A 9916-nucleotide genomic window follows, 5' to 3' on the forward strand; every position below is an offset into this window, starting at 1 on the left:
GGCGGACAAGAAGTTCTCGACTAAACGGCGTCAAACGGGCATTTTTATGATGGTTCATCCGGGCTCTTTGGGGACTGGATAGGTGTGGTAACCACCATTTTCCAAAGATGCCCCGGATGAACAACCTACCGAGAGATCACAGTTAGTCGACTGCTCTTCGTCCAGATCGCGAAAATCCCGCGCTGCGCGCGATAGTCGACTAACAGTCGACTCTACCAGTCGGCGCCGCGCTGCCGGCCTGGAAGACAAAAGGCCCGGCGTTCGCCGGGCCTTTCGCTCCACGCATCACGGGTGATCGATTACCAGATCACCACGCGCTTGTCGTCGGCGCGCACCATCGCATCACCCGCTTTGCACTGGAATGCAGCAGCGAACGAGGGCATGTTCGACGGCGCACCGTTGGCACGGAAATTGGCCGGCGCGTGCGGATCGGTGTTCAGGCGCACGCGCAGCTCGCCATCGGTGAAGTTGCGGCGCCACACGGTGGCCCAGTTCATGAAGAAGCGCTGGTCCTGGCTGTGGCCGTCCACCTCGACGTTCGCCTTCGGGTCTTCCTTCAGCGCCATCTGCAGCGCGTCATAGGCCACGGTCAGGCCGCCCAGGTCGCCGATGTTCTCGCCCAGGGTCAGCTTGCCCTTCACGAACACGCCCGGCACCGACTCGTAGCCGTCGAACTGCGCGACCAGCTGGTCGGTACGCTCGGTGAAGGCCTTGCGGTCGGCGTCCGTCCACCAGTTGTCGAAGTTGCCGTTGGCGGCGAACTGGCTGCCCGAGTCGTCGTAGCCGTGCATCATCTCATGGCCGATGACTGCACCGATGCCGCCGTAGTTCAACGCCGGATCGGCCTTGGCGTCGAAGAACGGCGCCTGCAGGATCGCCGCCGGGAATACGATCTCGTTCTTGGTGGCGTTGTAGTACGCATTGACGGTCTGCGGCGTCATGCCCCACTCGGTCTTGTCCACCGGCTTGCCGATCTTGTCCAGCATGTAGCGGTAGTTGAACGCGCGCGCCGCCTGCATGTTGCCCAGGTAGCTGTCGCCGTTGGTCTGCAGGCCCGCCCAGTCACGCCACTTGTCCGGGTAACCGATCTTCGGGGTGAAGCTGGCCCACTTTTCCAGCGCCTTCTTCCTGGTTTCCTCGCCCATCCACGGCAGCTGCTCCAGGCGCGCCTTCAGCGCCTGCGACAGGTTCTCCACCAGGTGCTGCATGGCGACCTTCGACTCGGCCGGGAACACGGCGTCGACGTACAGCTGGCCCAGGGCTTCACCCATACCGCCGTTGACCGACTCCAGCACGCGCTTCCAGCGCGGCTGCATTTCCTTCTGGCCACGCAGGGTCGTGCCGTAGAAATCGAAGTTGGCCTTCTCGAACTGGCTGCTCAGGTATGGCGCGGCATCGTCGATGGTGTGGAAGCGCAGGTAGGCCTGCCAGGTGCTGGCGGGCACATCGGCCAGCATCTTGTCCATTTCACCGAAGAAGCCCGGCTGCGCCAGCGAGAACTTCTGCGCGGCCGGTACCTTCAGGGTGTCGAACAGCGCGGTCCAGCTGAAGTTCGGGGTCAGTTTGTCCGCGTCGGCGGCACTGAGCGGGTTGTAGCGCTTGGCCGGGTCACGCATTTCGATGCGTGACATCGAGGCCTTGGCCAGGCGGGTTTCGAAGGCCATCACGGCCTTGGCCTGCTCGGCGGCCTGCGCCGCGTCCACGCCGGACAGGGTCAGCACCTGCGCGATGTAGGCCACGTAGGCGTCACGGATCTTGGCCTGCGCATCATCGAAGTAGTAGCCCTTCTCCGGCAGGCCGAGGCCGCCCTGGCCAACGTAGGCGATGACGTTGGCCGAATCCTTGTAGTCGGCATTGGCGAACAGCGAGAACAGCACGCCCTTGCCCTCGGCCTGGCTGTCGCGCAGGTACTGGGTGATGGCGGCGGTGTCGTTCAGCGCGGTGATCTTGTCCAGCTGCGGCTGCAGCGGCGCCAGGCCGGCGGCTTCGATCTTGGCCTCGTCGTTGCCGGTCTTCCAGATGTCACCGATCTTGGCTTCCACCGAACCGGCCTTGGCCTGGCTGGCGGCGGCCTGCTGCACCAGCGCGTGCTGCACTTCCAGCGAGCGCTCGCGCAGGATCTCGAAGCTGCCCCAGGTGGTCTGGTCTCCCGGCACCGGGTTGGCCTTCAGCCACTTGCTGTTGACGAAGCCATTGAGGTCGGTACAGGCCGAAATGGCCGGATCGAGGTCGGCGCTGTTGAGCGAGATCAGCGGCGTCTTGATCTGCGACAGGTCGAAGGCCGGCTTGGCGTCGGCACTGGCCGCCGGCGCGGTTTCGTTCTTGCCACAGGCGGCCAGCGAGGCAGCGATGGCGATGGTCAGGCCCAGCGGGACCAGGTTGCGGACGTTCATGAGGCTCTCCTGCGGGTAATTTCACAGGGTAGCCGGGGGCGCGAGGTTGGGGACCGGCCAAAGGTCACAGAGTCCACGGCGCAGCGCAGCTCCCGCCGCGCGCCGGTATGCTCTGGCGTCTGCGATCACTGGACCTCATGACCATGGACGAAACTGCGCTGCTGCTGGCCCTCGACACCTGTGAGTTTCTGTTTCTTACTGAGATTGGCGAGCCGGAAGCGAATCGTCTGCGCCTGGTCGTCGAGGAGGGCCGGGTGGTCGGAAAGCCCTCCCGCGTGGAGCTCGGTCATGGACGTTCAATCGATGATGTGCGTGCGATAGAGGTGGTGCCCCACTCGCAGCGGTTTGAACTGATCTGGGACCACTACATCAGCTACGCCGTGCACAACGAGTCCTACCAGAGCTGGGACGACGCCGAAGCCTGGAGCGGCAACCTGTTCCGCCGCTACAGCCGTTCGAAATTCCTTGAATATCTGGGCCGTGCCACCTTCGCTGATACCCGTTACCCGGGCCCATTCACGCATTACCAGGTGATATGCCAGGACCACGTCATCGACATTGCTGCGTTGCAGTCGCCGAAGGTGCGCCTGCCGGGTCCTTCGTAGCTGGCACATGCAGCCCAAATGAAGTGGCTCTACCGGGTTGCGACAGCGTCAGCCGAGCGTGGGCTCGGCTCTACAAAAAGAAAGGCCGGCTTGCGCCGGCCTTCTGCTTCTTACTTCGCCTTGCCCTGGTTGGCTACGGCTTCGGCGGCCTTGCGCGCCGCTTCCGGGTCGCCCAGGTAGCGGAACGACTGCACGGTCAGGTCATCGTTCAGTTCGAACAGCAGCGGGATGCCGGTCGGGATGTTCAGCTCGAGGATTTCCTCGCGCGAGACGTTGTTGAGGTACTTGTACAACGCACGCAGCGAGTTGCCGTGGGCGGTGACCAGTACGGTCTTGCCGTCCTTCAGCTGCGGTGCGATGGCGTCGTGCCAGTACGGCAGCACGCGATCCAGGGTGGTGGCCAGCGACTCGGTGCCCGGCAGCGCGTTGCGGTCCAGGCCGGCGTAGCGGCGGTCATGGATCGGGTGGCCCGGATCTTCCAGGTCCATCGGCGGCGGCGGGATGTCGTACGAACGACGCCACACCTTGACCTGCTCTTCGCCGTGCTTGGCCGCGGTCTCGGCCTTGTCCAGCCCCTGCAGGCCGCCGTAGTGCCGCTCGTTGAGGCGCCAGGACTTGTTCACCGGCAGCCAGTCCTGCTCCAGCTCGGCCAGCGCACCCTGCAGGGTGTGGATGGCGCGCTTGAGCACGGAGGTGTGCGCAACGTCGAACTGCAGGCCTTCCTCGCGCATCAGGCGGCCGGCGGCGGCCGCTTCGCGACGCCCCTGCTCGGTCAGGTCGACATCGACCCAGCCGGTGAAGCGGTTGTCCAGGTTCCACTGGCTCTGGCCATGGCGCAACAGTACGAGTCTACGGGTCACTGCAGGGTCTCCAACGCGAGGAAAGGCAGGCCGCCATTGTAGCCCGGCCGCCGCTCACCGGGCCGTGGCGCCGCCCGTGCGATGCTGTGACCTATGAATACGGTGATCGACCCCGGACGCTGGGAAGGCAGCGTCGCTGTCGCCCGTGCGCAGCAGCTGCAACTGGCAGGCCGCGTGGAGCGCCAGGACCGCCTGCCACGCAACGTGCGCTGGCTGGCCGGGATGGATGTCGGCTTCGAGGACAACGGCGCCATCACCCGCGCCGCGGCGGTACTGCTGGACGCGGAGACGCTGAAGCCCGTGGCACAGGAGATCGCGCGCATCCCCACGGTGATGCCCTACATCCCCGGCCTGCTCAGCTTCCGCGAGCTGCCGGCGCTGCTGGCCGCGCTGGCGCTGCTGCCGCGCACGCCGGACCTGGTGTTCGTCGATGGCCACGGCATCAGCCATCCGCGCCGGCTGGGCGTCGCCGCGCATCTGGGCGTGGTCACCGACCTGCCGAGCATCGGCGTGGCGAAATCGAAACTGGTGGGAAGGTTCGTCGAACCGGGCGCCGAAGCTGGTGCGCATACACCGCTGCTGGATGGCGACGAGCAACTGGGCTGGGTGCTGCGCAGCAAGGTGCGCTGCAAGCCGCTGTTCGTGGCCGGTGGCCATCGGGTCAGTGCCGATACCGCGCTGGGCTGGGTGCAGCGCACCCTGCGCGGCTACCGGTTGCCGGAGCCAACCCGGCTGGCGGATCGGCTGGCCTCGCGACGCGACGAATGACCGCACCGGGCATTCTCCGGTGCGGCCTTCATTTTCATTCAACGATGCACGTGGCCGCGATGGCCCTGCGCATCCTCACCGTGGTCGTGGCCTTCATGGCCCTGCTGCGCGCCGCCGTTGGCCGACGCCGGTCCAGCGCAGGCTTCACCACAGTGGTCCGCTTCGATCTGCAGCGTCACGTGCTCGATACCGAAGTCATCATGCAGGCGACCGCCCAGCTCGCGGCGCAACGCATCGGCGTCGGTGCCGTCGCGCATCACAATGTGCGCGGTCAGCGCCGGCGTGCTGGAAGCCAGCGCCCACACGTGCAGGTCATGCACGTCCAGGACTGCGACGTGGCCGGACAGGCTGTCGCGCACCCTGGCCACGTCCATGCCCTTGGGCACGCCTTCCAGCAGTACGTTGATCGCCTCACGCATCAGCACGTAGGTACGCGGCAGCACCCACAGGCCGATCAGCACGGCCAGGATCGGGTCGATCGGTTTCCATCCGGTCCACTTGATCAACAATGCGCCCGCAATCACTGCCACCGAGCCGAGCATGTCGGCCCATACTTCCAGGTAGGCGCCCTTCACGTTGAGACTCTCGCCACTGCCCGCCTGCAGCAGGCGCATCGAGATCAGGTTGATGACCAGGCCCGCAGCCGCGATCACCAGCATGCCGGAGGAGGCGATCTCCTGCGGCTGGCGGAAGCGGCCGATCGCCTCCCACAGGATGTAGGCGGCGACCACGAACAGCATGGCACCGTTGATCATCGCGCCCAACGCTTCCAGCCGTGCATAGCCGTAGGTGCGGCGCGCATCCGGCGGGCGCCGGCTCAGCCGTACCGCAACCAGCGCGATCATCAGCGCCAGCGCGTCGGTGGCCATGTGCGCGGCGTCGGACAACAGCGCCAGGCTGTTGGTCCAGAACGCGCCCACCACTTCGACGACGAGGAAGGTGGTGGTCAGGCCGAGTGCCCACCACAAGGGCTTCTCGTGGCGGATCTGGGACGGCAGGTGATCGTGGTCGTGGCCCATGGCAACAGCTCCTTTGCGATGCGGTGCAGGCTACGCGGTGCCGGCGGAGGAGACTATTACGATGTTTATAACATTGCAGGCGTGCAGCACCGGTGCCGCCGGGCAGGACCCGGCGGCCACGGCGGATCTGCACTTGCGTATGCTCAGAACCCGAAGCGCAGGCTGGCCCAGTAGGCGCGGCCCGGTTCGTTGTAGGTCGCCGCGCCGGCATCGCTGCTGTTGGCCTCGCGGAACAGGCGCTTGTCGGCCAGGTTGTTCACGCCGAAGCCGAAGCTGACCGTCTCGGTCACCTTGTAGCGCGCGCTCACGCCCCAGATGTTGTACGCGCCACGATCCTGCAGCGCGATCGATGCATCGCAGCTGCCGGTGCAGCGGGGGTCGTTGTTGATGTTGGTCGTGGCCGGTTCCTGCTTGCCGTAGAAGGTGCCGGTCAGCAGCAGCGACAGCCTGTCGGTGGCCTGCCAGTCCAGCATGGTGTTGATCGTGTACTTCGGGATCACCGACAGCGGCTGGCCGGTGCTCTTGTTCTCGTTTTCCACCATGTAGGTGAAGTTGTTGCTCCACTTCAGGCGGTTGCCCTGCTCGCCCAGCAGCGGAATCACCAGGTTGCCTTCAAGCCCCTGCACGATCGCCTTCGGCGCGTTCTCCCAGCGGAAGATGCGGCCCTTGGTGTCGGCGGTCAGGCCAATCTGGGTGTAGCCCGCCTGGATCTTGTCCTTGTAGTCGTTGTGGAAGTAGGTCAACGAGGCCTGCCAGCCGCTCTGCGGTGCCCACTCGATGCCCAGTTCCTTGTTCAGGCTGGTTTCCGCCTTCAGGTCTGCGTTGCCACGCATGTAGCAACCAGCGCCCAGGCTCGGCAGCGCATTGGGGCAGCCGTTGCCACGGGTGTAGTAGAGATAGTCCGGATTCGACTGGTACAGGTTCGGCGCCTTGAATGCCCGAGCGATACCGCCCTTCACCACCCAGTCGCCGCTGATGCGGAACTGCGCATTGAGGCTGGGGCTGGTGTTGTTGCCGAACTGGCTGTGGTGGTCGAAGCGCAGGCCTGGGGTGACGATCCAGCGCTCGCCCAGGTAGATGTTGTCTTCCACGAACACCGCGGTGGTCTGCGCGTCGGCCTTGCCACGCGCACGGTCGGCCGACAGCCCCGGGATGCCGCCGCCGCTGCTGCTGGACTGGCTCATCGAATAGGGATCGGTCAAGCGGCTGTCCAGGTACTCGAAGCCGAGCGTCCAGACGTTCTCGGCGGCGCCCAGCGTGGTCGGGAAACTCACTTCGCCATCCAGCTGGTAGTTGCGCAGGCGCGAGGTCGACCAGTCGGTGCCGTTGAAGCTGCCCTCCGGGCCACCGGCCAGGCCTTCGTTGATGCGCGAGTTGTTGACCGCCTCCACCGCAGCCGTCACCCGCGAGGTCACATCGCCCCAGCGCCCACGATGGGTGATCGCGCCGGTGGTGCGGTACATGCGGTTGGTCTCCGCTTGGCCTTCGGCCAGCGCCGCCAGATCGACGCCGGTCGAGGTACCGGTAGTGCTGACCGCGCGGTCACCGGCATAGATGTTGCCCTGGCGGCTGGTGCCGGCTTCGAACTCCACCACCTGGTTGGCGGTCACGTCCCAGCGCAGCAGCGCGTTGACGTCGCGGTTCTTGACGCCCTCGCGGCCAGCTGGCGGCACTGCGTTCGGGTTGGTGGCGTACTGGCGGTTGAGGTCCAGTGAGTCGGCGTCGGTCCTGTTGAGGTTGCCGTACAGGCGGAACGACAGCGTGTCGGTCATCGGCCCACTCAGCTGCAGGCCGACGCGCTCGCTGCCACCTTCGGCGCTGTGTTCAGGCACCAGCCCGTACAGGTCGACCGCACCGGCAAGGTCGCCGGTCGGGCGCTTGGTGATGATGTTGACCACGCCACCGGACGCACCGGAGCCATAGCGTGCCGCCGCCGGTCCGCGCAGCACTTCGATGCGCTCGATCATCTCCGCCGGCACCCAGTTGGTGTCGCCGCGTGTGTTGCGCTCGCCGCTGCGCCCCATGCGCACGGCATCGCGCGCACCGATGCGCTTGCCGTCGACCAGGATCAGGGTGTTTTCCGGGCCCATGCCGCGCAGGTCGATCTGGCGGTTGTTGCCGTACTGGCCCGAGGCGCTGTTGCCGGTGAGGTTGACGCCCGGCATGGTGCGCAGCAGTTCGGCGATGTCGTTGGCCGGTGGGCGCCTGGCGATGTCCTCGGCGGTGATGGTCGAGGTACCCAACGCTTGGCGGGCAATCTGCGAAGCGGTGACGTGCACCGTGTCGATATCGGTGGCGTCGGCTTCAGCCTGGGCGGTCAGGGCGCTGCCCGCCAGCAGGGCGGCAACGGCGAGCGCCAGCGGGCGCGGCGAGAGGACAACGGCAGGAGACATGATCTGGACCTTCTGGCAGGGCAACGGGGCCTCTGGCAAAGGGCTTGAGGCAACGACGAGGGGGAGGCGGAGCGTCGCTGCAGTCGCCTGCGGCCCGATCCGTGCACGCATTCTCCCATCAATGCGAGTGATTCTCAAATGCGTTCGCTCATTGCTACCGCAGGCGTGATGTGGCCTGCGTGCCGGACGACGCTGCATCGCGCTTAAACTGGCCGGCTTGCCCACCATCAACCGCACGCCACCGCGGCCGATACCCGTGGTTTGTCGTACGCAGTCAGAGATCGACGTGGAACCACCCCAACTGGACGATGCCAGCCAGCCGCTGGCCGAGGCCTGGCAGCACTGCCTGCAACAGGCCGGCCCTGCCGCCACCGCGCTGCTGCACGCCGCCGCAACCGATGCCCCGCCGGCGCTGGCCCAACGCTTCTACGAAGTGCTGTTGCAGGACGGGCGTGCACGCCGCTTCCTGTCCCACGATCAGGTCAAGCAACGCCTGCAACCGGCCATGCAGCGCTGGCTGGTGCAGCTGCTGACCACCGATGCCGACGGCATTGCCGCCACCGTTGCCTCGCAACGGGTGATCGGCGATGTGCATGCCCGGGTCGGCATTCCGGTCGACCTGGTCACCCGCGGCGCGCGCGTACTCAAGCACGAGCTGTTCGTGCGCCTGCGCGACGACGCGCCCGACAGCGCCACCGCGTTCGCCGCCATCGACTGCCTCAGCGCGATCATGGACATCGCCATGGAAGGCATGACCCTGGCCTACACCCATGCACGTGAGCGCTCCACCCGCGCCGATGCTGCCTACCGGTTGTTCTCGCTGGTGCAGAATGTCGGTACTGAACGCGAGCGCCAGCGTGCACTGCTGCTGGACTGGGAGAACGCCCTGCTCTACGCACTCGCCGGACACGTGCAGGCCGGAGAAAGCGCCAGCCTGGCGACCTCGGAATTCGGCCTGTGGTTCACCCACAAGGGCATCCCCAGCTTCGGCGAGAGCAGCGAAACCCAGCAGGTCGGCCAACTGATGGCCCGCATCGACGGCAACCTGCAGCGGGCAAACCATGACACCCCGGCGCAACGACTGGCGGTGCTGCCGGCCATTCGCGAGGACCTGGCCGCCATCCGTACCCTGATGACGCTGTTGTTCGAACGCATCGGTGAACTGGATGCCGGCAGCGATGCCCTGACCAACCTGCTCAACCGCCGCTTCCTGCCTACCGTGCTGCGCAGGGAGATCGAGCTGGCCACGCGCAACCGCACGCCGTTCTCGCTGCTGCTGCTCGACCTGGATCACTTCAAGGCGATCAACGACGGCCACGGCCACGATGCCGGCGACCGCGCGTTGCAGCACGTCGCCGGCCTGCTCGGCCAGCTGACCCGCGGCAGCGACTACCTGTTCCGCTACGGCGGCGAGGAGTTCGTGGTGGTGCTGGTTGCCGCCAGTGAGTCACAGGCCTCGGTGATCGCCGAGAGCCTGCGCCGGCAGATCGCGCAGTCGCCAGTGGCACTGGCCAACGGCCAGGTTCTGTCGCTGACTGCCAGCATCGGCGTGGCCGGCCATGATGGCCACCCGGACTACGAACGGTTGATGGCACGTGCCGACGCGGCGATGTACGAGGCCAAGCGCAGCGGCCGCAACCGCGTGGTGGTGGCCAGCGGGGACCTGCAGGAAGCCCCGGGGCGGCGTGCGTTGCAGCGATGACGACAGGACAGGTAGAGTCGACCGCTGGTCGACTATCGCGCGCAGCGCGGAATTTTTCGCACGCGGGGCGAAGAGCAGTCGACTGACAGTCGACTCTACCGACAGTCGACTTTACCGGTCCGTGCGCCAGCCGATGCATTGAACGCCACCACTCCCCCCCCCCCCCCCCCCCCCCC

The 9916-nt window shown here is 66.3% G+C and carries 7 protein-coding genes; 3 read left to right on the forward strand and 4 right to left on the reverse strand.

Annotated elements, in window-relative coordinates; genetic code table 11:
* Positions 1-299: 299 nt before the first annotated feature.
* Positions 300-2393, reverse strand: a complete 2094-nt coding sequence (locus ABGA94_RS15820) for a M13 family metallopeptidase (protein WP_053499310.1) — start codon at positions 2391-2393, stop codon at positions 300-302.
* Positions 2394-2536: 143 nt separating this feature from the next.
* Here ABGA94_RS15820 and ABGA94_RS15825 point away from each other — a divergent pair, with 143 nt between their 5' ends.
* Positions 2537-2998, forward strand: a complete 462-nt coding sequence (locus ABGA94_RS15825) for a hypothetical protein (protein ID WP_229766039.1) — start codon at positions 2537-2539, stop codon at positions 2996-2998.
* A gap of 110 nt (positions 2999-3108) precedes the next feature.
* Here the strand turns inward: ABGA94_RS15825 and gpmA are convergent, their stop codons facing one another.
* A complete protein-coding gene (gene gpmA / locus ABGA94_RS15830; RefSeq protein WP_005415787.1) occupies positions 3109-3858 on the reverse strand; it encodes a 2,3-diphosphoglycerate-dependent phosphoglycerate mutase in 750 nt (249 codons plus the stop codon).
* 93 nt (positions 3859-3951) lie between these two features.
* Between gpmA and nfi the strand changes: the two genes are divergently transcribed.
* Positions 3952-4626 (forward strand): deoxyribonuclease V, encoded by a 675-nt coding sequence (gene nfi / locus ABGA94_RS15835; RefSeq protein ID WP_375367771.1) that lies wholly within the window; start codon positions 3952-3954, stop codon positions 4624-4626.
* A gap of 38 nt (positions 4627-4664) precedes the next feature.
* On the opposite strand, the gene ABGA94_RS15840 is transcribed toward nfi, so the two are convergent.
* Both ABGA94_RS15840 and ABGA94_RS15845 read right to left on the reverse strand, forming a co-directional pair.
* Entirely contained in the window at positions 4665-5645 is a 981-nt protein-coding gene (locus ABGA94_RS15840; RefSeq protein WP_111127942.1) for a cation diffusion facilitator family transporter, read from the reverse strand.
* A 143-nt stretch (positions 5646-5788) separates the two neighbouring features.
* Positions 5789-8038, reverse strand: coding sequence for a TonB-dependent siderophore receptor (locus tag ABGA94_RS15845; protein ID WP_375367772.1), 2250 nt, complete (start codon positions 8036-8038; stop codon positions 5789-5791).
* A gap of 286 nt (positions 8039-8324) precedes the next feature.
* On the opposite strand from ABGA94_RS15845, the gene ABGA94_RS15850 reads away from it, so the two are divergent.
* Entirely contained in the window at positions 8325-9740 is a 1416-nt protein-coding gene (locus ABGA94_RS15850; protein ID WP_095377818.1) for a diguanylate cyclase, read from the forward strand.
* Positions 9741-9916: the final 176 nt, after the last annotated feature.

It is taken from the genome of Stenotrophomonas sp. 3diitr2024 (genome assembly GCF_042136455.1).
In the GTDB taxonomy this organism is placed as follows: Bacteria; Pseudomonadota; Gammaproteobacteria; order Xanthomonadales; family Xanthomonadaceae; genus Stenotrophomonas; species Stenotrophomonas sepilia.